Below are 21,331 nucleotides of genomic sequence, written 5' to 3'. Positions count from 1 at the left end.
GTCAGCACAGGCGAACAGAGGAGCCCTGTGCGATGGACTGGCACGATCAGCAGGACCTGGCGAAGTACCGGCGCCGGAAGCGGAAGCAGCGGGAGTATCAGCAGGGCTACCGGGAGCGGCTGAAGGAGGCCAAGACGCCCGAGCGTGACGACGTCGCGGCAGAGCTGATGCGGGCCTACCTCGCCACCGTGGCCGTCGATCACGGCAAAGTCGCGGAGCTGAGCCGTGCGCTTTTCAATGGCTTGGAGGGGCGCGGTTACGACCGGGCCACGTCGGTCGCGCAGGTGAAAGCGATGGCCCGGCGGGTCCAGGTAAAGCTCCGTCGGCAAACCGGAGCGGCAGCCGCGGAGTAGGCGCAGCGGTAGTGCCTGCAGGCTGCCTTACCTCTCAACGTTGACTTAACAGTGCCGCCCGGCCGAGATGGGCGGTCACGGCCGTGCTCGCCTCGGCGAGTCGTGAGCCGGCCATTCAGGAGACCGTCGCCGCGAGATAGACCCTGAAAAGCCAACGGGCTCCCATCGCCAAATGGGAGCCCGTCGAAAACCTGGGGCCTTTGTGGGGCCGGAGTGAATACCCCCCACAAGCCATGATCTCCCGCCGGGAGTCAAGCGAAAGCGCCAACTTTCGCACCAGGGAAGCTTTGCCTGGACTCTAGCCGCGGCCCGAAAGGGACCGGGACCGATGTTTCACGCCACCATGCGGTCGGTGATCGACAGCGCGCGCACGCTTGCGCAACTCGACAGCCTGTCGCGCACCATCTGGCAGGCCCACGCCGCCGAGACCGTGACGGACGCCGAGGCGCAGGGCTTGGCCGAGGCGCTGCACACCCGTAGGGCTGCGATCCGCGAGGCCGTGGCGCCCGTCGGCATCCCGCTCGGCCGAGTGACGCTGTTCCCGCCCAAGCGCCTGCAGAGGGCCCCTGAGCGATCTGTAGCCATCGAGCGCCGTCGCCGGCTGGCCTGTTCCGGCCCGATGCCCCCTGCGCTCGCCAGCCGGTTCACTGCGGGTCAGCTTGCAGTCCTCCGGATCGTCGGAGACGAGGTTGCCCGTAACGGGGCCTGCGGGTTGCCTATCGACGCCCTAGCAGCGCGGGCTGGAGTGAGCCGGCGGTTGGCTCAAGCAGCGATCCGGTTAGCCGAGGGCGATGGGCTGCTGACCATTCAGGAGCGGCGCCACCAGGGGCGGAAGAACGACCCGAATGTGCTGCGGATCATCAGCCGGGAGTGGCTGCAGTGGCTCCGGCGGGGAGGGCGATCCGCGGCCCCAGCGCTGCTGGGCAGCATAGGGTGCAAAAATCTGCACCCCACGGATAAGAGAGATCCACAGAACCAGGTTGTGGATACAGAACCGAAGAAGGGCTGCCGAGGGGCAGCGGTCGACTTCGGCCGAAGCGATCCTGTGAGAATTCTTGCGGGTGGTAGGACAGGCCGAGCCATGCGGTGAGGGTCTGCGAGCGTTCGGCCAAGCGGACGATGCGAGGCTTTGTCGTAGCGCGCTGCCTCAAGCGCATCATCGATGGGCAACAGCCTCCTTGGTACGCCGTATGCAGGTGCTACCGCTCACTAGGTCCTGATCTTGCGCGGTGAACCCATGGCCTCGTCGTCTCTCACCGCCTCCGCCTTCAGCGCGCCCGCGGTCCTGCTGTCAGGGGCAGTCGACTACGACATGTACAAGGAATTTCGGCGTCAACTCGCGCAGGCCAGCGAGCGTGAGCTGGTCGTGATTGAGCTGTCCACTCTGGGCGGCGATCCAGAAGTGGCGCGGATGATGGGCGAGGACATCCGCTACCATAGCGAGATGGAGCCGGGTCGACGCTTCGTCTTTCTCGGAAAAGCAGCGATCTACTCTGCTGGCACGACGTTCATGAGCTTCTTCGCCCGGCCGAACCGCTACCTGACCCGAGGGACGCGGCTCATGATCCACGAGCGCAAGCTGGATAAGAAGCTGCACATACAGGGTCCGCTCACGACCTGCGGCGCTATGCTCAAGGCAACGCTGAATGAGATCGAGGCGTCGATTGCCATTCAGAACGAGGGCTTCGAGAACCTCATCCGCGGCTCATCGGTGACAATGGAGGAGGTTCTGCAACGAGCTCCGGAGAACTGGTACATTGAGGCTGAGAAAGCCAAAGCACTCGGGCTGATCGAAGCTGTCATGTGATGGCGCAAGCGCGCTTTGTGACGCGTAATCGGTGGCTGACGAGCAGCACCAATTCTCATCAATCGCTCTTTCAGGCATCCGCTTCCGGTAAATCTGGGCCGTCCTCTGCGGGCGTGCCGTCATACCCTTCGAGCCACGCCGTCCGCTCGGCTGAGCCCGCTGGATAGGGACAGGCGTCCTTCTGTCTACCGATCGCACGAGCATGAGCCCCTTCCGCGATTGGTTCGACGGATGGGGGTTGGCGGGTATCCATCAGCGCTGATCCTTTAGGATGCCCTGCGTCGCTCGTTGCGCCATAGCGCGACCGCAACTCGGCGGGCTTCGTAGCTGCGCCGCAGTGGCGTACCGAGGCCGCCTTGTCCTTCCGGAGCGTACCCGTAGATCAGTACCCCGTCTGGTCCATAGGTCCGGCGCATCTCCTCACGCCAGAGCCGATCTGCGGACGCGAGGGCGGCTTCTGTGAGAGCCAAGCGAGTAGGATCCGACAGGGTCATGGCGAACTCCGCGCGCATGTCGCTCAACGCAGCGATCGAGCCCCGGTTCTACCCTGCCCTTCCAAGCGCTGGATCGTCGCGTGAAGGCCTGCGTTATCCGCTCTCCAACAAGCGATTGCGGCATCGCTCGTCATCAAAACCCGATAGCTCGGCACCCCCATGGCTTCGATAGCGTCGCGTCTCTGGCTGCTCTTCGTTCTGATGTTGCCGGGGGCAGCCCTAGCGGAGACCGCAACCTTGAACGTGCCGATCCTGATGCGTGGGGCGATCGGTGAGGATGCCTGTTCGGAGACAGGGAAGGTGATTGAGGTCGATCCGGGGATTGAAAGCTTCCTGCCGGTTCAGAGCGGCCCGGGCGAGACGCCGTTCCGTGAGATCGGGCGCCTGCACAACGGTGACGCGGTCAAGGTCTGCGAAAAGATCGGCCCCTGGATCGGGATCGTCTACGGCTCGGCTCCCTTGGGATGCCGGACAACGATCCTCGTGCCTGTCGAGCAGGCGTACACCGGCCCCTGCGATCACGGCTGGATCATGGCCCGCAACGTGAACATCGACACGAAGTGAAGCCTGAGCTGAGTGTCCAGTTGAGCGTCAGGGCCGGACAGAGCGCCGCGCCGGTCTGGAGCGGCAAGGGTTCGCTAACGCTACGCCACCACGCTGGCGCGTATGTCGAAGCGCCCCCTCCGCACCTTCCGGGCCCTCCTATGGATCGCCGCCCTGATGCTGTGCTGCTTTTCGGCGGCCATGCTGGCCGAGGCGAATAGACCGAAGACGGAGGAGGTTCATCGCCTCGTCGGCGATCCTGTCGTCACGGGCTCGGTGGCGCGTATGCGCTGGTGCGGGGCCGCCCTCTGGTGCCGTTAGAAATCCGTCTCCGACATACCTCGCTCAGCAGCGCATCAGCATGCCCTTCATACAAGACCTGCTCGCCCGCTTCCGCCAGACGGTGACCGCCTATGCCGGCGACGATGCGCTGATGCAGGCCGGTGTCTCCGCAGCCGCCAACGTCATCGTCGCCGACGGCGAGGTCGCGGGCGATGAACTGGAAACAGCCCTCGCCGGCGTCCTCGCCAGTCCGATCCTAGAGAAGGGCTACGACGTCCTGATGCTGGATGAGGCGCTACACGAGGCAATCGGTAGGGCCGGCACCCGAGCCGGCCGCGCGGAGAACTTGCGACGGGTCGCGGCGATTGCCGGTCGGCCCATGGAGCAACGCGAAGGCGTGTTTCGAGTGGCGGTCGACGTGGCAGACCATGACGGCATTGCCGCTATCGAGCGCGCTGCCCTATCCGAGATTGCCGCCGCGCTTCTCGTTGACGCGGACGCGTTCCTCAAAGCGGCAGCGCAGCTTAAGCGACCATAGACGGTGGTGTAGCGCCATCGTCGACGAGTTCACCGATCAACGCCCATAGCGCCTGATGCTCGGGGCCACCGCGATCGGCGGCTAGAAATGCCGCCAATGCGATGTCGGTGACGTGGCCGCCCGACGCGATGTTCGCCTCGTGGCGGACGAAGCTGCGCCCGTCGGATGGATCGCGCAGCAGGAGCCAGCGGTCGCCGTTCGAACTGACGTAGATCATCCGGCTCACGTCAGGATGCCCTTCGGTCAGCGGGCAGGCTGACCGAGATAGGCCGCCACGCTTGTGACGCGGGATCCGACCATCCGGACGGCCTTGCGCAGACGCTCCTCGGTGACCCCGAAGCGCAACGCCCAATGCTCACGAGCGGCGCGGTCGAAAACGTCGATATGGGCCTTATCGTGCAGCTCGGTCGGCATGGCTGGATCCAAGGGTGTTCTCGCGACGCTGCTTCAACTCGGATGCGTCGCCCTGGTTTCAGCTATCCTCCGTAGTTCACCACATTCTGGCGGTTCTTCTGAACCGCCCCCGAGGACAGGAGGATGGGGGCCTGCTAAATGACAGCCTCTTCCCGCACGCGCGCCCGAGGCGTTCGCGACACCGCACGGCACGCAGCGGGTAGGCACGTGACGACAGGCGCATCCGGTCCAGTTCACCGGGGCTCGCCCGTGAAGCCTTGGCCGGGCAGTCGCGTGAGGGTCGGCGCGGCGGGGGAGCTGGACACCGCAAGCGCCGGCCCATGGCCCGTAAGCTTTGGTCTTGCAGAGGCGATGCGGACACGTCCTTCCAGTCTGATCAACATGCGGTTCCTGACAGCCCGTTGCGCTTCGTGCGCCCTTCCCGCCACCGTCATCACACATGGGATGAGCGTCGTCGTCCGTGTGGACCAACAGGACTGGCGGGAGTTATGCACCCATCGGCTCACGACACCTGGTGATCGCATGTGCCGCCATCTACACGCGGCGATCGCAGATATCGGATCGGAAGCCAGTAGGGCCATCCAGGACGGGCAACCGGAAATGGTCGGCTAGAGAGTGCACGGCGTCGAGATGATCGACGACCTAGCAACGCCGCTCTGCGCCCTCACTGAACGCCTGCTTTGAGCTACTGCGGGCCAAGCGGTGTGGTGAAGAGCCTCTCCACTGCTTCGGCCGGGATCTACACCAAAAGCGGCTCCCCAAGCTTGAGGCGCAGCCGCTTCGCCAAGTCGCGCGACAGGCCGCCCACGATCTCAAGCTGCGCTGTCGGCAGTGCATTCAGCGCAATGGCCTTCAGCGCCTCGTCCGGCGCGGTTGCCAGCACGGCGTACACGCGCATGGCTTCGCGCTTTTCGGACACGGATACGAGGTCGGCACGGCGTTTTGGCGGCTTCGGCATTTTGCCGGCTTACGGATAGGCACGCCACACGTCATCTTGTTGTTGCCCCCTAAAGACCGGACAGGGTCTCCTGGGTTGATCGGGTGATGAACTCGCGCGGCGAGCGGTAGCCGAGCGCGCGATGAGGATGAAGGTCGTTGTAGTGCGCCAGCCAAACGGGGAGCTGGCGCAGCACGCTCTCGGCATCCGGTAGCACCGAGACACGCACGTAGTCGCGTTTCGAGGTTCGCACGAACGCTTCGGCCATGCCGTTGCTCTGCGGGCTCTCCAGCGGCGTCGTCTTCGGTATCAAGCCGAGTTCGCGGGCGAAGCGGCGCGTGTCGCGGGCGACGTAGCAACTGCCGTTGTCAGTCAGCCACTCGATCAGGCTCGGTAGCTGGTTGACCGCCCCGAAGCGATGCTCGACGGCCGTCACCATCAGGTCGCGGACGTCCTCGCCCGTGATGCCCGCCGTGGTCGCCACGTAGCTCATCGCTTCCCGATCGCAGCAGTCGAGCGCGAAGGCGACCCGCACACGCTCACCGTTCTCTGCCGCGATCTCCAGCCCGTCCGAGCACCAGCGTGTATTGCGCGTGGCCACCGCCACCTTGCCCTCGTGACGGCGCGTCTCGGCTCCGCCCACATGTCGCTGCAGCAGGAGGCCGTGCACCTTCATGACCCGGTAGACCCGCTTGGCGTTCGGCGCAGGCCGCCCATCCCGCTCGGCCTGCCGGCGCAGAAGGGCATGGACGCGCCGATAGCCGTAGGTCGGCAGATCGGCGATGAGCGCCTGGATCGCGCCGAGTAACGCGGCGTCGGGTGCAGGCGGACGGCCGCGTCGGCCCCTGGGCTTCGAGGCGGGGGAGGCCTGCCTGGACGAGGCGAGGTGCGGGCGCGACACGCTCAAAGCTGCGGCCACAGCGCTCACCGGCCGTTCCCCGGCCACGAGGTCACGCGCGAGGGCAACTTTTTGGGGGCGGCGACCCGCTCCATCGCCTCGCGCAGGATCTCGGTCTCGAGCGTCTTCTTGCCCAGGAGCCGCTGCAGCTCACGGATCTGTGGCTCGCGCAGCCCGCAGCTCGGAGGCTGGCACCACCTCTTCACCGGCACCGGCGGCCGTGAACGCGCCGCGCTCCATCAGCCGACGCCACGTGAACAGCTGGTTGGCGTTCAGCCCGTGGCGGCGGGCGACGAGCGAGACGGATTGACCGGGCAGATAGGTCTCCTCGACGAGGCGCACCTTCTCCTGCGTGGTCCAATGCCGACGCCGCTGGACGGAGGTGATCACCTCGACGCGTTCGGCGCGGGGCGGGTCGTTAGAACTCACCATACGGTCGGTCATAGGCACACACTTCCATAAGCGTGAGCCCCTGTCCGGTCATTTTGGGGGCTACTTCACATCTTGATTGAGCATCGATCCCACAGGTCCGACCCGCAGAGGGTTCATCAACCATGCCACTGAGCACGGTTTGGTGCTCACAATCCCGCCGCGTTCGGCGCGCCTCCTGGGCATCAATGGCGGTTGCGGACCGCCGCATTCATGCCGCACGGAGTGCCTGCGTTGCTCAATACCGTCCTAGCGCTTCTTGCTGTCCTCGCCGTCATGGTTGCTCACGCCGTCTACAAGCTGCTGCGCCTGCCTTTCCGGCTCTTGCACAGCCTGTTTCGACACAACGCCAAGCCGACCCCGCTGACCGCCCGCTAACCCGCCTCCAGCATCATGCTGCCGGGCCGCGTTGCGTATTGGCCCGCCCGCTGGTGAGATCGGACGCTCCCCCGCCCCGTGAGCAGATCGGGGCGGGGCCGAGCGGCCGATGCTCAGCATTTGGCCGCGTGCAACAGAGCGTGGCCGTGTGCGTTCTTGAGGAAGCTGCGCTGTTGAGCGCATGAGGCTTCTGATATGCTCCTGATCGCGTCCCTTGTGGCCGGTACGTTCGCACTCGCCACGTCGTTCTCGCTAATCGCCGTTTTAACAGACTGAGATGGTTGCCAAGAGCGCTCAGTAGCGCCGAGGCGGCGGTGGGGGCCGTCCGTCATCGTCGTCATCATCTGGTGGAGGCGGCCCGCGGTGATGATGTGGCGGCGGCGGCCGGTCGTCATCGAAGTCCTCGCCCGGCGGCGGGGGCCGGAAGCGATGCGGGGGCGGCGGGGGGCGATCAAAGTCCTCCCCGGGCGGGGGCAGCGGTCGCCGATCATCGTAGGGCTGGGCCGTAGCTCCAGCCGTCGTAAGGACGAGCAGGGCAGCGCCCGTGAGGAATGCGCGCATGTGACCTCCGAGGAGTGAGGTCTCACAGGGCAGGTCGGGCCATGAACGCCGGATGAGCCCTGCGGTTACAGTCGAGATACCGAGAGAGCCGCCTAGGCGTAGGGGCCGCCGAACAGGTCCCCGAGCGCCTTTCTCCGGAACAGCGTGCGCCATCGCCGTCGCTGATGCTCGGGCCGATCGTGGATCATGTGGCACCGCTGGCAGAAGGCCGCGAGGTTGGCGTCGGCGTTGTTCGAGGTGTCGTGATCCCGATGGGCCGCCGCCAGCACCACGCGGGTCCGTCGCGCCCGCCTGAGGATGTCAGCCTCTGCCGCGATCCGGATCCGGCGCCCCCATCCGTCACGCCAACGGCCCGCCTCAGCATCCCACCAGCGGCCGTCGCCGAGGTGGTAGACCATCCGCCCGTGCGGACGACCGCAGCCCTCGCAGCAGCCTTTCGCCCGCCCGAACTGGATCACAGCCGAGAGCTGCGCCCAGTCGATGGGGTGGAAGAAGCGGTGCTCGGGCCGGATCGGCATGGTGGCCGCACTCTGCCACCTAGCGTGGGGAAAGCGTAGCGGTAAGGCATTACGGGTTGGATCAACACGGCCCGGCAGAAGCGAGCGTGTGACCGGCTTTGCCTGTGGATGGCGATAGCGGCTATTGCGCTTGTTGCGGTTGTTTCGAATAGCAGCTAGCGTTTGCAGCCATCGGAGCGACTCTTATGACCATGCCCGCCCTGGCTGAAGGCCTTGGCAGCCGTCTGCCGTCGGCAGACGAGAAGGCCATTGCCAATCAGCTACGCCAGATCATCGCCGCCCATGCGGCTGGTGACGCCAAGCTATTCGCGCTGGATGAGGAGAAGAAGCAGACCGAGGTCACGTTGACCCCTGCCCTCTCGGATCTGCTGGTGAAGATGTTACGCCACATCGGCAGTGGTGATGCTGTCACACTTGTGCCGGTCAGTCAGATGCTGACGACACAGCAGGCAGCCGACATTCTCAATGTGTCACGGCCGTTCCTGATTGGTCTCCTGGAGCGAAGGGAGTTTGAGCATACCATGGTCGGCCGGCATCGGCGGATCAGAGCTGAGGATCTGTTCGCCTATCGGGAACGGCGCGCTGTCGTCCGAGATAAGGCCCTATCCGATCTTGCAGCCCTGGATGCCGAGGTCCTCTAAGCCGTGTTCGCCACCTGACGCATCGTGAGAAGCCGGGGCAGTCGGCGGGCGTGCCGTGGTGGGAGCTGCCGCGCTGACCCCCGCCGCCGACCAATGGGGACCGTTCGCTCGCGGCCTGGACCCGGCCGAGCAACGCGCGCGGCTCCGATCCCTGCGCCAATACGTCACCTCCGTCACGCCAATCGTGCGGATCGCGTCCCCGACGCTCTGGCCCTGCGAGACCAGGACATCCACCTGCCGCAGCTTGGCGACGACATCCTCCGGCTTGTGTCGCTTCGTTCCCATCTGTCCGTCCTCGTCCTGGCCCGAAAGCCATACCTTAGGGCGGACCACTTCACTGGGGGCGGATCACAGGTTCACCACCGGGCAACTCGCGGTCCTGCGGGTCGTAGGGGACGAGATGGCCCGGAATGGCGCCTGCGGGCTGTGCATCGACGCAATCGCGGTGCGGGCGGGGGTCTGCCGCCGGCTGGCTCAAGCTGCGATCCGGCTGGCCGAGGGCGACGGGCTGCTGACGATCCAGGAGCGCCGCCATCAGGGACGGAAGTCGGACCCGAACGTCCTTCGGATCATCAGCCGGGAGTGGCTGCAGTGGCTCCGGCGGGGAGGGCGGTCCGCGGCCCCCGCGCTGCTGGGCAGCATAGGGTGCAAAACGCTGCACCCCACGGATAAGGGAGATCCACAGAGACAGGTTGTGGAAACGGAACCGAAGAAGGGCTGCCGGAGGGCAGCGGTCGACCTCGACGGATCAGCCACACCGAGAATTCGCGCGGTTGGTCGCACTGACCGAGCTATGCGGTGAGGGTATGTAGGCGACCGATCTATCGAACGGACGGTGCAGGTCGATGATGTACGCCACTCCTGGGCGCCCACGATGAGCACGAGTCCGGAAGCACCATCGCAGCCGGCTGGGGATCCAACAGAGGTCTCCCAGGTCGTACTTCCTGAGCAGGTTCGGAGACGGCTCGGCAGCCTGCTAGTAGCCGCCTACGCGCAGGAGGATGCCGAGCTGGATGCGGCGGCACACTTCGCCGACGTCTTGGCCAAACTCGATACGGCGCTCGGGAAGGCACGCGGCCGCGACGAAGCTGACTTCCAGAAGCAGCTTCTCGCGGTGGGACCAAGCCTGCGCAGGTTCGCCATATCCCTCACACACGATGTGACGGCGGCCGATGACCTCGTTCAGGAGACGCTCCTGCGGGCCTGGCGGAACCGAGCACACTTCCAGCCCGGCACGAACTTGGAGGCCTGGACCTTCACGATCCTTCGCAACCACTTTTACTCCGAAAGACGCAAGCGCCGGGAGGTGCAGGACGACGACGGTAGCTACGCCGCTCGTCTGGTCTCACCTCCCGATCAAGGAGGTCGTCTGGAGCTGCAGGACGTCCAGGCTGCCCTCGCGCGGATCCCAGAGGTCATGCGCGAAGCCTTGATGCTCGTGACGGTATCGGATCTGCCCTACGAGGAGGTTGCGGAGATCATGGGATGCCAGCTCGGCACCGTGAAGAGCCGCGTCTGGCGCGCCAGGGATCTGCTCGCGCGCGCCCTCGGCTACGCTGGTGCCGAGATTGGAACTGACAGCGTGATGCTGTCGGCTCTCGCCGGAACAGGCGAGATCCGCGGGTGATCCTGGATCAGTGCCCCGCGTGTGCGGCAGAGCCCCGGATGTCGCACACTGAGATCCGGGAGCGTGCCTACGATCTGTGGGATCGTCACCATCGGCCTGACAGCTATGAACTGGAGTTCTGGTTTATGGCCGAGCGTGAGCTGAAGGCGGAGCGCGGGAACACGCTGAGCGGACTGCCTGAGGCTAAGCGGACTTAGGATCATGAGCGAAAACATCGTCCCGCTACGCCAGAGAGGCGAGGAGCGATCTGCGCTTGCTCGGGTCGATGCTGCCGCGGTGGTTCGGCTAGCCGGTGGCCAAGCGACGAGCCTGCAGGCGGCACGGACAGAGGTTATCCTCGCGGATCTGCGCGAACAGCGGGATCAGATGACCACGCTGCTCGCTGACCTACGGGGACGGGAGTCGACCGGTGAGGCTCAGATTGACGACGCAAATGCCAACCTGATCGCGGTAATCAACCAAGGCATCGTGCAGATCGACCTGTTCGTCGCGCGTGCGCAGGTTCTCCTCGCGAAGGTCACCCGATCGGGACCGAACCAGCACGAGGCACCGGAGCAGCCACTGGCTGATGCCTAGTGCCGGTAGCGCTCAGCCAGAGCTATCAGCGCCTGTGACAGCTCCGTGAGGTTGGCGGAGGCCGCCTCGACCTGCCGCGTGCCGGCGGCGGTCTGCTGGCTGGCCTGGCGGATGTTCTGCAACGCCCCCATCACCTGCTCGATGCCCATCTGCTGTTGGTTGGTCGAGGCCACGATCTGCTGGAAGACCTGAACACCCTCCTCGACCTTCGCGGTGATCTCCTCGATCGTGCGCTGCGTCGTGTCCGAGCGCGTCTTGCCGGCCGCCGCGCGCTTGACCGCCTCCTCGGTCAGCATCACCGACGTGTTGATGCCCCGCTGGATCTCGCCCAGGATCCCCCGCACCTGACCGGTCGCCGCCTTCGCCTGGTCGGCCAGGAGCTTCATCTCCGAGGCCACCACCGCGAAGCTGCGCCCGCTCTCCCCGGCCGCGGCCGCCTCGATGGCGGCGTTGAGCGCCAGCAGGTGCGTGCGCTCCGAGATGTCGTTGACCGTCTCGATGATGTCGCCGATCGTCTGGGTCTTCTCCGACAGGCTGACGATGTTGCCGGCCACCGCCTCCGCCTGCTCGCGGATCGCGTCCATGGCCTTGGCGGTGTCGGAGACCGCGCGCAGGCCCTGGCGCGAGGTCTGGGCGGTCGCCTGGGCGGTCGCGATCACCTCGGTGGCACGCTTGGCCGTCTGCGCCCCCGACTGGGTGATCTCATCCATGGTGGCGGCGGTCTCCTGGACGGCGGCGAACTGCTGCTCGACCGAGGCGGCCTGCTCCTGCGCCGAGGCGCGGATCTCGGCTGCGGCCGCATTCAGGTCGGACGTCGCCGCTCGGTTCGTCCGCGCCAGGTCCGACAGACCCGAAACCATCGTGTTGAGGGTGGTGGCCAAGCGGCCGACTTCACCCCCCGCCCGCATCTTCAGCTTGCCCGTGAGGTCGCCCGCCCCGACCTCCTCCACGAAGCTCATCACGCGCACGAGCGGCCGGACGATCAGACGGTTGATGGCGATCCCAATCCCGATGCAGATCAGCAGCGTGAGCAGGGTGCCGCTCCATAGAGCGAGGCTCTCGTTGCGTTGGGCCTGCGCGACGCGAATGGCCTGCATCGCGCGGGTGTGTTCTTCGAGAGTGTCGATGGCGGCGAGCTTCCCACGCAAGGTGTCGAAGAACTGTTTGCCCCTGCCCTCAGCCTCGATGCGGACCGCATCCGGTCGCGTCGCCGGATTTGCTGCTTCTCGTATGGCGGTCTCACCGATGTCGGCCTGCCACACGCGGGCAGCCGTCACGGCATCGGCTAATAAGTGCGACCGTTCGGCATCGTCGCCGATCAAAGTTCTGAGACGATTGATCGCCTCATCGAGAGCTGGCCGCCCGGCCGTGTAGGGTTCGAGGCTGCTCTCGCGGCCGGTGATCAGGTAGCCGCGTAGCCCGGTTTCCTGGTTGAGCATGGCGGTGCGGAAGGCATCGAGGCCACGGACCAGCTGGTTAGAGCGGTTTCGCGCGTCGGTCGCATCCTGCAGTTGGTTGCGTGTGGCCAGCACCGCCCCGCTGCTGAGGACCGAGACCAACGCGATGACGCCGATGGCGCCGCCTAGCGTGCGGTTGAGGCCAAACGTATTCGGCATGCGGAGGCCTTCCTGCTCGAACCTACGGGCGACATTGAGCGCAGCCGCACCGCTGACGACTTCGCCAATAGCGTTCAAACCGAGCTGGTGCGAGCAATCAGCAACAGGCTGAGGAAAGGGCCGCTGCGGCGGGCAGGCGCGCGATGACAGCCGACCGTAGGCTAGCTCTTCGTAAATTTGTCCGTGAGGCTTCAGCCAGGCAGTCGTTGAACGAGTAAGGCCCGCCCCCGGAGGCAGGGGCGGGCCTAAGCTGCGACTATGCCGACGAGGCCGCGCACCAGAGGGCCCTGTCTTTGGAGCCGGCGCGCTGCTCTGAAGGCAATCGGGCTGCGCCCGCTCGCTGGGATTGAAGCTGAACGAAAGCGGCTAACGTCTCGTTACGACGGCGACGCGATCAGCGGTTTCCGGGGGTTCACCAGTGCGGTGACGCGGCGATAGCCGAGCCCACGCAGAGCCTCGTAGACGCGCATCAGCGTCAGTCGCTCGCGCCGCGCCTTGCTGGCGTTCGCCAGGAGCATCCGATCGAGCTCGTCCCGCCACGATCCGAGCTTCGGGGCAGGTTGGATGGCGCGGGTGTATTGGAACGCCGTCGCCTCGGAGCGGATGACCTTGCGCACGACCTTACGCGAGACCCTCAGCTCCCGGCAGATCTGCTTGATCGGCTTCTGCTGCACGAAGTAAGCGCGGCGGATCTTTGCGACCGTCTCCACGACCAACATCCCGCGCAAGCCTCCCGTTCGAGCCGGAAGGCAGTGTGGATGACTTGTCCTGGGGGTCCCGTTTGGACGCCGATCACCCCGAAAACGGGGTCCTTATTCCACGCCTAATCACAGGCGGCCCCGTTCCGCAGGGTCAGACCCGTCACAACGCCATCGGGGAAGGCGAGGCGGGCCGCGGTGTCCAGATGCAGCGGCGTGTCGTCAGTGACCTCGGATCGGTCGGGGAGGGGACGGAGGCGTTTCGGCATGCTCCTCTCCGGCGACGGGCGGAGGCGTCGGCGCGCCTCAAGATGGCCGGTGAGGCTATCGAGGATCGGCCGGTATCGCTCCCCGTAGCGACCGACGATGTAGGTCATATGCACGACCTCACCTTCGATCTCGGCGACGGTCGGCTCTGGCATCGGCTGCATCGGCAGGCATCCTCTGCGAGTCCGCGCTCAATGGCGTGCGCTCCGAGAGGATCCTATGCCCGAACCCGATCTCCTCACAGCCGACGAGGCAGCCAAGCTGCTGCGGATCGGCCGGCGAACCTTCGACGGGCACGTTGCCCGGGGGGACATCGCCTACATCGCGGTCGGGCTTGGTCTGCAGCGCGTTCGCAAGCGGTTCGATCCCGAGGACATCGCCCGATTTCGAGAGCAGCAGAGGCGCGTCGAACGGCCGCCAAAGGCCACACCGAGCCGTAGGCGTACCAAGAAGGCGCCTGTGGTTGAGATCATCGACTTCAAGACCTTGCTGAAGGACCTGCGCGCCGAGAGGAAAGCGGCGCGAGAGGCTTAGCGGTAGGACTTGAGGCCGCTCTTGATCGCGTGGCGGTAGCCATCAGGATGGAGCGTCGTGCCGAGAGGGTCGACGATCTGAACGTCGGCGTGGCCAGCCGCGACCCAGGATTTCGCGAGCACGACGGCGCTTGCCGCCCTCACACGCGTTTGCTGCACAAAGCCTTCCTGAGCCTTGCCGGTGATGACGTACTGCGACGATTGAGTCTGGGGCATGAGACACGCTCCGTAGCCGATCAGGCGGGAGCACGACGGTCTCTCAGCCGCTGACGCCCAGGGGTCCTGGCCAGCGATTGCCTCAGCATACGCGCATCGACACTGTGCGCAACCCGAGGTCCAGGAGAGTTCTCGGCAGCAGCGCGCGAGAACCGCGGACAGAAGCGGCGCGCGCTCTCACCGAGGAGGACGGATCACCACGACCGCAGGCGGGCTGACGATCCACTTGGGCGCCGTTGTCTGGCGCGATGGGTCCGGCCGCGGGAGCGTGTCGTTCGCCGCGTACACGCGGATCACTCATGCGTCGGTTGAGGCTTCCACTAGGAGGCTGTCCCGGCGAACGCGCATGAGAGTAAGGCTCGTCATGTAGGACGCGAGCAGCAGTTCATCTTGAGCCGTGTCTCGGCCCTCTGCTGCCCTCGCGACGATCAAGGCGCACTGATCGTGGAAGCGCCGCTCGCAGGCGATGATATCCCTGTTCGCGGCGACGAGCGCCTCGATCCACGGCAACGTCACGAACTGGCCTCCCAACCCCTGTCGCCCTCCTACAGGGCCAGGCTGAGATCGAGAAGTGGATCCAACGGTCGCGGATCATGGCAGCAGGCCCGTAAGCCCACAGGCCGCTAAGATCGTCACGAAAGCAGTGAAGGCCAGCAACGAACCCGTGCTGCCGATCTGCGCGAAGAGCCGGCTGCTCAACAACCCGCGCCTTTCTTGGCGAGCTCCCACATCCGAATGCCCCTCCCGAGGCCGGGTTTTACCCGTCAGTCGTCGCGCTGGGGGAGACGCTCTTCGAGGTGAGTTGCCGCATCGGCGTACAGTTCGAAGCGCCGGAGCAGGACAGCACGTTTTTCGGGCTTGCGGGTATCCTCCATCTTGGCCTTTGCCTTGTCGGCCCGCTCGCGCATCTTCTTGGCGAGCTTCTGGAATGCTTCTTCGATCTTGGCGCTGACCTTTTCGGCCTCAGCCTTCGCCGCGTCCTTGTGGTCCCGCAAGGAGCCGGGAAAGGTGCTCTTTTTGTCCTTGGCCATTGTGCCACCCTCCGCCAATCCGCTGGCCGCCTCTTAAGCTACCCGCCGCGACAATGCGATTACGCTCGTTCAGCGCCCTCCGAAGGAGGCGGCACCGTAGCCTTGTCCTGCCTGAGAAGTTCCAATTCCTCGGCGCTGCGGTCCTCAATCCCGATCAAGCGCTCGTCCGTATCCGCCACGGCGCGGATGAGTTCATCGAGCTTGATCTGGATGGCAGCGGTGTCGCGTGCTCCGGCCACGAGGATCACACCGGCCAAGAGCATGGCGGCAATGGACAGAAACAGGTTGAAGACGAGCGCCCAGTGGTCGTTGAAGCTCAGCAGAGCGCCAGCGGCGAGCCCCGCCGTGACCGTGAAGCAGGTCGCCAGGAAGCCCACGGGCTTCGAGAGCCACACGGCGAGACTGATGATAGGCCGGTCGAGCATCGATCACCAAGCTTTGCCATGCCGCTTATGCGATACCGCTCCCACGACGAAATGCGAACTGCACCGCTCGTGCTCGAGGCGGGGGTGTCGCGCCGAGGAGTACGGTCAAGGTCATCTCACCGTCGTGCCGGATGCATAGAGGGGCGGGCTTCCCCTTTACTGGACCCGACGGGCCTCCGTGACAGACTGGTTTGACGATCCCGAGGTCAGGGAGCCTTCGTGGGCGGCTGACGAGAGCCGGATGCGGCTCTACATTGCCGTGGGGTTGATAGGGATCGGAGCACTCGGCGTGATCGGCGGCATGCTCCACATCCTTCCAGCCTGAAATCCGACAAGGAACACCTCTCGGATGAGCGAAGCCGAACAGCGTCGGGTCTTCACATTCGAACTCGTCCCATCGCAGCGCGAGGCTGGTGGCTACCACTGGGCGATCCGCAAGCATGGCAAGCTCGTGCAGCGTTCCGATACACCGCTCTCCACCGAGGACAAGGCACGTGCTCAAGCGCTGGCCATGATCGACCGGCTGCGTATCGGTCAAGCGAATTGGTAAGGGGATTTCTCGCGCTGCTTGTCGCGCTGAAGAGCAGAAGCCCGCTGCGGCGGTGCCGAGCGGGCTTCTTACCCAGGACCGTAGGCGTCACCGCGGGGTCCCGGATGTACTGGCGTCGCTGTTGAGACGGTCGCCAGCATGAGTTTATCACGCTCTCTCAGATGGAGAAGCCCGCCACGGGGTTCCGGGCGGGCTCAAGGTGGTCCGCGGTCTCAGGAACGAACTGTGATGCGCTTAAAGCACCGCCTGTCTCATATCGATGACGAAGCCTTCACTTGCTGCCGCCGCTGCCGGTCGAACCTACGCGAGAGGGCTGACCCTCATTGCCCGCAGCAGCGGAGTCTGTGGCGATGCCGTCCGCTGCACGGCCAGTCGGTGAATACGTGGCCGCAGGCGCGTCCCCAGTCGAGCCGGGTTGCCGGGTCACGACGCCAGGCGCGCCGGGCGGCACGATGACCGTCGTGCTTGTGGGCGTCTCGATGACGGCCTGCGCAAGGACGGGCGAAATGAAAGCCGTAGAGATGACGGCAGCAAGGGCGAGCTTATTCACGTTGGACTCCTGACGAAACAGGTGCGGCAGGAAACTCCTGAAGCTTGCGGCAATTCATGTTGCGCGCGACTGATCCATAAATGTTTTATGCCACGGACATCTATGTGCGCCCGCGCACCCGAGTTACATTTAGAAACATAGGGGTGATGCTGAATTAATCTTCTCGCACTGATGCGACGCGCGAGGTTCTTGTGAGGCCACGTCAGTCCGTCCAGGTTGAGATTGGACGGACCGGCACTCCCCATCGTTCTACATCCTGGCGGTTCGACCAGGAGCGGCAGCATGGTGCTTGAGCAGCCGAGGGATGGGGTGCTCGGGGACCAGCGGCGGTAGCGGCCCATCGTCCAGCCGCACCAAGTCGTGCCTCCGCTGCCAGTCCACACAGTGGGTTATGCCGCTGATCTCGATTGCCCCCATCGAGAACACGAGAGCCCCGGTGCCAACGACGGCACCCACGACACCGAGTACGATCCCTTCGAGAACCGCCTCCTTTCGCACAGAGGCGCGCTCCCATTGCGCGGGCACGAACGCCTGTTCGGCGATGAGGATCAGGCAGGACCAGAGCATGACAGTGACCTAAACGCCCGTCGCGGAGTCCGGTGCGCCATATCGCTAGCTCGTGAATGCCCTGCCCATATCCGGCAACATGCTCGCCACAACCGGGCGGCATGATCGCCGGTATGACCTTGCCAACAGCTCAAGCCCTCGGTGTCATGGCCTGCGCCGTGATCGCATCCGCCATCTACCTGGCGAGCCTCGTGCACGGCGTCAGATCCGAGAATAGCGGCCCACGCTAGGCAAGCGCGACTGCGACGGCGACCGCACCCGGGCCGGGACGAGATTGCGCCCTGGCGCTGCTCTGCCGACGCTCGGAGGTCGCGCTCCGGCCGCGGGCGTAACCTGCGACGCGGTGGCAAACAGAGTCTTACCGGCCGGCCCTTGCTAATACCCCACCTGAGTATACGCTGCTACGCAGTTCGCCACGGGGGCCGACATGATCCGCATCCGCGCGACTGACGACGGCACGTACACGGTGTACCGGGACGATGCCATTCTGGTGACGGGCCTGACCCGAGATCAGGCCAACGCTGTTGCTCAGTCCCTGAAGGCTACTATTGGCGGTTGAGGGTATGTTTACGGCACTAACCCCGTAAGCCCGCAAGCCGCCAAGATAGTCACGAGGGCAGTGAAAGCCGCCAGCGAGCTTGTGCAACCAACGTCTCGCTTGGCCGGGAACGTCAAGAGTTGCGCGGCCATGCCGGCAAGATCAGGACGCACTGGCCGGCTGAAGGTCGCCGCACAACTCAGCCGGATGATACCCCCGCTCATTGGCTCGCTTGCAGCGATGTCGGTCGTTTTCTTCGGACGCCGTTTGGCAGCGCCGATCCAGCGCACGACCCAGTGCTCACGTCCGCGGCGAGTTTCTGGGGCTGCCTCCGGCTTCGACCAGCGCTGGAGCGGGCGGCTGTTGTCGCGTGGGGCTGAAGACATGGCGTGATGCCCTCGGTGCAGCTTCGGAGCCTTATCGGTAGCGTAGCCGCAATCTGCGTCGCATCCCCTGTTCTGAGGACGCCGAAAGGCTTAGGGGCTCTGGAGTTCAGCTCGGCCCTGCCGCCCGGTCTGATCGCCGGCTCAGGGAACTTGGTGCCGTTCCTCAAGGCCGGGACCAGTACGCGATGCGTCTCACGGCGAAGATCGCCGGGACCTCGGTGCCGTTCTGTTCACGCCACTGCGTGACACGCCCTCACATATGCGAGCAGCGTCGGTCATTCGCATAGCCATGTTCGCGCCCCGTTCTATCTCCTCGCACGGGCGGTGCGCAGCGGCAGAATGGCGGAGCGAAGGGTCTTCGTGCGGGCCGAAGAGGTCGCCTTCCAGAGGAGGTCCGGCGGTGGCGGCAGCAGTGCGTCCTGGTCCTTACGAGGGCCAAGCCGCAGGGGCCGCTCTACAACGCGACCTCGAAGGTGATCGAGGCGATCGACGATGTCGCAACCGGCGAGCGGCGGACCTTCTACCAGAGGGACGCGACTACGCCCGATGAGGCCCTGCCGCCCGTGAAGTGGCGCACGGTGGAGTAGGTCCTCCACGCTCAGCACGATCGCCAAGAGCAGCACGCTGCGGCCTCCGTGAGCATCGACATCGGCTGCGAGGAGGCTCATATTGTCCTCAGGATTGGGGATATCCTGGTCGGCAAGGGGGTTCCGGGTTCGCCCGGACCCCTTTGTTTTTTCAGGGGAACATCTTCAACCCGGAATGGCCGGTCAGTTTGGGGATGAGCACCTCGAACGCTCGGTTCGGCTGATTGGGACGGAGAGCCCGCAATCCGCAGGGGCGAGCGACGAGATCCGCCAACTGTAGCCCAGCAGCGTTGGCATCCTTGCGCGCGAAGACCGGCTCGAACCGAGCGTAGGAGAAGTCGGGCGAACGGTAGCCCCAGTTGGCTTGGTTCGCGGTGATCCGACGAAATTCCAACTCCAACTCGGCGTCTTCGTTCTTGCCTCGGCTCTCGAACACGACGTGGACGAGCCGCCCCTCCTGCTCGTGACGCTGGAGGCAGTTGAGCAGACGCTCCATGCAGAAGCGCAGCGCGATCTCGTAGGGGCTCCACGGGTTCGCGTACTTGGCCTTGAGCCTGAGCTTGTCGATGGTCCCGACGCAGAGGCGGAATGGGGCCGCTCCGATCATCCCCGTGAGGTCAGCCATGAAGTCGGCGTTGGTGGCTGGGTCCGCCAGCATCGCGAAGGGGCCGATCTTCTTCCGGATGTCGCGCTCGTGAAACACGACCTGATCGTGGCCCCAGTAGGCGAACTTGAGCCGCTGGAGGGCAGGCGTCACCGTACCCACGTACTCGTCACGGGTCATGACGATGAAGGCGAGCGCGAAGATGGGGTAGCCCGCGTCGATCGTGACGAGGCCGTGGTCACCGCTCTCGTCGGCGTAAACGACGAGGTCCGACAGGGTGCTGGGATCAATGCGGGCGCGGCTCACGCCGACAAGCTTAGCAGCGAACGCCATGCCTGTCGGGGTCTATCTACTCCGGCGCGTAGACACCGAACGCCGGGATCGCGGGATCGTCGAAGCACATCCTGGATGGGAGCCAGGTCGTCTACATGCGCGGAAACGATCAGGACCGTGAGGAAGAGGCGTCCAAGGCCGTGCTGCCGCAGATGGCGGTTGTCCCGGTGGCAAGCTCGATCGTCCTGCCTTGGCGAGGTCGTGGGAACGTCATCGCAGCGGCTGGCTCGTTGCTCGTCGAGCTACTGAAGCGTGCGTGATCCCGAGGCCTGCCAACGTGACGCTCAGTCCTTTCACCTAATCACCGAGCCTGCCGCCACTTCAGATAGGCTTGGTAGATCTCTTCTTTTCCGGCTGGCTGGTCGAGCTGTGATTGGAAGAACCGGTCGAGATCCGGCCTGGTAGCGACCTCCTGCTCCCGGTGGCGGTCAAGCCATTCTTGGGCGGGCCCAAAGCGAGTCCAGCCGCTTACTGATGCCGCGAGGTTGACTTCTCGCCATTTCGGGTGCCGCTGCGGAGCCAGAAACTTGTCGAACTGACCGAAGAAGGCGTCGACGAAGCGGACCAACTTCCCGTAGCGCGCCGACCCCTTCGGACTGTTGTAGACACCGAGGATCGTGCCCACAGCGACAGTCTCTACCGCCTCAACGCCGACGAGCTTTGGATAATCGGCCCGCGTCAGGGTAGCGGGGACGTAGGCCTCGTTCATCGTGTCAGGGTAGGGCGCCTTCACGAAGTGGAAGCGATCCCCCGGCTCGAAGCCTGCGACGAAGGCCACCGGCTTAGCCGCCACCGAGACGACAGCCTCGATCTCACCCTTGCGCAGCATTTCCAGGGCGGTCGGCTGATCGACGTTGATCGCCTCCACGGTGACGCCGAACTCGCGGAACATGGCTCGGCCGCTATAATCGGTGCCGCTGCCTTTGACGTCGAAGCTGACCCGCTTGCCGCTGAGATCGCCGACCGCCTGAACCGCCTTCGGCGCGATGATGTGCAACTCGTCGTCGAAGAGCTTGGCGATGAACTGGATGTGCCGCTCGATGTTTTTGAGCCGTTTGTCCTGTCGCAGCTGATCCAGTGTATCGGTGCGGACGAAGCCCAGATCAACACCCTTTAGGAAGCGGATGTCGTAGGCGTTCTCGCCCGCCCCCTTGCCGAGGATCGGAAGGACCCGCAGCTTATCGCCGTCATCCAACACGAAGGCTAGATCGGCCCCGATGCGGAAGTAGGTCCCGCCAGGTGTACCCGTCACCACCGTAACGGTATTGGCGTTCATCCGCTCGCCCAGGGCACCCTCCGTTTCGGGGCTGGCATCGGCGGGTCTCGCCTCGGCTCGCGCGGCAGGGCAGGACATTAGGGTAGCGAGCCATAGAAGAGCGGCAAACTGGGCAAGCCTTGGCATCTATGCGTCCCTCGATGATCGTCCGGCTGTCC

Annotated in this window: 25 protein-coding genes and 3 pseudogenes; 12 read left to right on the top strand and 16 right to left on the bottom strand. The window is 65.1% G+C overall.

The genetic code is table 11. The features are described 5' to 3' along the window. Positions 1-32: 32 nt before the first annotated feature. The 3 genes from LOK46_RS32825 (at position 33) to LOK46_RS32815 (ending at position 2,160) form a co-directional block, all read left to right on the top strand. A complete protein-coding gene (locus LOK46_RS32825; protein WP_273565256.1) occupies positions 33-353 on the top strand; it encodes a hypothetical protein in 321 nt (106 codons plus the stop codon). Positions 354-681: 328 nt separating this feature from the next. After that, positions 682-1,443: a hypothetical protein gene (locus LOK46_RS32820; RefSeq protein ID WP_273565255.1), complete on the top strand. Its 762-nt coding sequence runs from the start codon at positions 682-684 to the stop codon at positions 1,441-1,443. A 147-nt stretch (positions 1,444-1,590) separates the two neighbouring features. After that, positions 1,591-2,160, top strand: coding sequence for a peptidase S14 (locus LOK46_RS32815; RefSeq protein ID WP_273565254.1), 570 nt, complete (start codon positions 1,591-1,593; stop codon positions 2,158-2,160). Positions 2,161-2,230: 70 nt separating this feature from the next. Here LOK46_RS32815 and LOK46_RS32810 read toward each other — a convergent pair whose 3' ends face one another. Then, entirely contained in the window at positions 2,231-2,413 is a 183-nt protein-coding gene (locus LOK46_RS32810) for a ribosome modulation factor (protein ID WP_273565253.1), read from the bottom strand. 478 nt (positions 2,414-2,891) lie between these two features. On the opposite strand from LOK46_RS32810, the gene LOK46_RS32805 reads away from it, so the two are divergent. Both LOK46_RS32805 and LOK46_RS32800 read left to right on the top strand, forming a co-directional pair. Then, on the top strand, positions 2,892-3,218 hold the full coding sequence (locus LOK46_RS32805) for an integron (protein WP_273565252.1): 327 nt from the start codon (positions 2,892-2,894) through the stop codon (positions 3,216-3,218). Positions 3,219-3,558: 340 nt separating this feature from the next. Next, complete coding sequence (locus tag LOK46_RS32800; protein WP_273565251.1) at positions 3,559-4,017, top strand: tellurite resistance TerB family protein; 459 nt, start codon at positions 3,559-3,561, stop codon at positions 4,015-4,017. Here the strand turns inward: LOK46_RS32800 and LOK46_RS32795 are convergent. The 5 genes and pseudogenes from LOK46_RS32795 to LOK46_RS32775 form a co-directional block, all read right to left on the bottom strand. Beyond that, on the bottom strand, positions 4,004-4,234 hold the full coding sequence (locus tag LOK46_RS32795) for a hypothetical protein (protein WP_273565250.1): 231 nt from the start codon (positions 4,232-4,234) through the stop codon (positions 4,004-4,006). The two genes, LOK46_RS32800 and LOK46_RS32795, sit on opposite strands and share 14 nt — an antisense overlap. A 26-nt stretch (positions 4,235-4,260) precedes the next feature. Further along, on the bottom strand, positions 4,261-4,431 hold the full coding sequence (locus LOK46_RS32790) for a DUF3606 domain-containing protein (RefSeq protein ID WP_273565249.1): 171 nt from the start codon (positions 4,429-4,431) through the stop codon (positions 4,261-4,263). 739 nt (positions 4,432-5,170) lie between these two features. Beyond that, complete coding sequence (locus tag LOK46_RS32785) at positions 5,171-5,389, bottom strand: hypothetical protein (protein WP_273565248.1); 219 nt, start codon at positions 5,387-5,389, stop codon at positions 5,171-5,173. A gap of 49 nt (positions 5,390-5,438) precedes the next feature. Then, positions 5,439-6,698 (bottom strand): annotated as a pseudogene (locus LOK46_RS32780) (IS3 family transposase). Between the two features lie 1,028 nt (positions 6,699-7,726). Next, positions 7,727-8,152: a hypothetical protein gene (locus LOK46_RS32775; RefSeq protein ID WP_273565247.1), complete on the bottom strand. Its 426-nt coding sequence runs from the start codon at positions 8,150-8,152 to the stop codon at positions 7,727-7,729. Between the two features lie 185 nt (positions 8,153-8,337). Here LOK46_RS32775 and LOK46_RS32770 point away from each other — a divergent pair, with 185 nt between their 5' ends. Beyond that, positions 8,338-8,793, top strand: coding sequence for a helix-turn-helix domain-containing protein (locus LOK46_RS32770; protein ID WP_273565246.1), 456 nt, complete (start codon positions 8,338-8,340; stop codon positions 8,791-8,793). A 153-nt stretch (positions 8,794-8,946) separates the two neighbouring features. Here the strand turns inward: LOK46_RS32770 and LOK46_RS32765 are convergent. Then, positions 8,947-9,078 (bottom strand): annotated as a pseudogene (locus LOK46_RS32765) (IS3 family transposase); the annotation flags it as partial. Between the two features lie 589 nt (positions 9,079-9,667). Between LOK46_RS32765 and LOK46_RS32760 the strand changes: the two are divergent. From LOK46_RS32760 to LOK46_RS32750, 3 genes are read left to right on the top strand one after another with little or no spacing between them, the layout of a single operon-like run. Further along, positions 9,668-10,420 carry a sigma-70 family RNA polymerase sigma factor gene (locus LOK46_RS32760; protein ID WP_273565245.1) on the top strand — a complete coding sequence of 251 codons (753 nt, stop codon included), beginning with the start codon at positions 9,668-9,670 and terminating at the stop codon, positions 10,418-10,420. Positions 10,421-10,458: 38 nt separating this feature from the next. Continuing rightward, on the top strand, positions 10,459-10,617 hold the full coding sequence (locus LOK46_RS32755) for a DUF2934 domain-containing protein (protein WP_273565244.1): 159 nt from the start codon (positions 10,459-10,461) through the stop codon (positions 10,615-10,617). Between the two features lie 4 nt (positions 10,618-10,621). Further along, the gene (locus tag LOK46_RS32750; protein ID WP_273565243.1) at positions 10,622-10,996 is read left to right on the top strand and encodes a hypothetical protein; all 375 of its coding nucleotides are present in this window, start codon (positions 10,622-10,624) and stop codon (positions 10,994-10,996) included. On the opposite strand, the gene LOK46_RS32745 is transcribed toward LOK46_RS32750, so the two are convergent. The 3 genes and pseudogenes from LOK46_RS32745 to LOK46_RS32735 all read right to left on the bottom strand — a co-directional run bounded on the left by LOK46_RS32745 (position 10,993) and on the right by LOK46_RS32735 (position 13,741). Further along, the gene (locus LOK46_RS32745) at positions 10,993-12,612 is read right to left on the bottom strand and encodes a methyl-accepting chemotaxis protein (RefSeq protein ID WP_273565242.1); all 1,620 of its coding nucleotides are present in this window, start codon (positions 12,610-12,612) and stop codon (positions 10,993-10,995) included. The two genes, LOK46_RS32750 and LOK46_RS32745, sit on opposite strands and share 4 nt — an antisense overlap. 434 nt (positions 12,613-13,046) lie before the next feature. Continuing rightward, positions 13,047-13,331 (bottom strand): annotated as a pseudogene (locus tag LOK46_RS32740) (IS21 family transposase); the annotation flags it as partial. Between the two features lie 104 nt (positions 13,332-13,435). Continuing rightward, positions 13,436-13,741 (bottom strand): hypothetical protein, encoded by a 306-nt coding sequence (locus LOK46_RS32735; protein ID WP_273565241.1) that lies wholly within the window; start codon positions 13,739-13,741, stop codon positions 13,436-13,438. 55 nt (positions 13,742-13,796) lie between these two features. Between LOK46_RS32735 and LOK46_RS32730 the strand changes: the two genes are divergently transcribed. Then, entirely contained in the window at positions 13,797-14,111 is a 315-nt protein-coding gene (locus tag LOK46_RS32730; RefSeq protein ID WP_273565240.1) for a helix-turn-helix domain-containing protein, read from the top strand. Here the strand turns inward: LOK46_RS32730 and LOK46_RS32725 are convergent. From LOK46_RS32725 to LOK46_RS32710, 4 genes are all read right to left on the bottom strand, one after another. Continuing rightward, the gene (locus LOK46_RS32725; RefSeq protein ID WP_273565239.1) at positions 14,108-14,326 is read right to left on the bottom strand and encodes a hypothetical protein; all 219 of its coding nucleotides are present in this window, start codon (positions 14,324-14,326) and stop codon (positions 14,108-14,110) included. The two genes, LOK46_RS32730 and LOK46_RS32725, sit on opposite strands and share 4 nt — an antisense overlap. Before the next feature lie 297 nt (positions 14,327-14,623). Beyond that, positions 14,624-14,842, bottom strand: a complete 219-nt coding sequence (locus LOK46_RS32720) for a hypothetical protein (RefSeq protein ID WP_273565238.1) — start codon at positions 14,840-14,842, stop codon at positions 14,624-14,626. 248 nt (positions 14,843-15,090) lie between these two features. Then, positions 15,091-15,357: a hypothetical protein gene (locus tag LOK46_RS32715; protein ID WP_273565237.1), complete on the bottom strand. Its 267-nt coding sequence runs from the start codon at positions 15,355-15,357 to the stop codon at positions 15,091-15,093. Between the two features lie 59 nt (positions 15,358-15,416). Continuing rightward, the gene (locus tag LOK46_RS32710) at positions 15,417-15,782 is read right to left on the bottom strand and encodes a low affinity iron permease family protein (RefSeq protein WP_273565236.1); all 366 of its coding nucleotides are present in this window, start codon (positions 15,780-15,782) and stop codon (positions 15,417-15,419) included. A 349-nt stretch (positions 15,783-16,131) separates the two neighbouring features. Here LOK46_RS32710 and LOK46_RS32705 point away from each other — a divergent pair, with 349 nt between their 5' ends. Together LOK46_RS32705 and LOK46_RS32700 are read left to right on the top strand one after the other, a co-directional pair. After that, on the top strand, positions 16,132-16,332 hold the full coding sequence (locus tag LOK46_RS32705; RefSeq protein WP_273565235.1) for a hypothetical protein: 201 nt from the start codon (positions 16,132-16,134) through the stop codon (positions 16,330-16,332). A gap of 1,544 nt (positions 16,333-17,876) precedes the next feature. Continuing rightward, positions 17,877-18,008: a hypothetical protein gene (locus LOK46_RS32700; RefSeq protein WP_273565234.1), complete on the top strand. Its 132-nt coding sequence runs from the start codon at positions 17,877-17,879 to the stop codon at positions 18,006-18,008. Between the two features lie 1,103 nt (positions 18,009-19,111). On the opposite strand, the gene LOK46_RS32695 is transcribed toward LOK46_RS32700, so the two are convergent. Then, positions 19,112-19,897, bottom strand: a complete 786-nt coding sequence (locus tag LOK46_RS32695) for a DUF3800 domain-containing protein (RefSeq protein ID WP_273565233.1) — start codon at positions 19,895-19,897, stop codon at positions 19,112-19,114. Between the two features lie 301 nt (positions 19,898-20,198). Then, positions 20,199-21,299, bottom strand: a complete 1,101-nt coding sequence (locus LOK46_RS32690; protein WP_273565232.1) for a TAXI family TRAP transporter solute-binding subunit — start codon at positions 21,297-21,299, stop codon at positions 20,199-20,201. Positions 21,300-21,331: the final 32 nt, after the last annotated feature.

Source organism: Methylobacterium sp. NMS14P, assembly GCF_028583545.1.
Taxonomy (GTDB): domain Bacteria; phylum Pseudomonadota; class Alphaproteobacteria; order Rhizobiales; family Beijerinckiaceae; genus Methylobacterium.
The sequence above is the reverse complement of the archived record's forward strand: the minus strand, read 5'-3'. Positions and strand labels throughout refer to the sequence as shown.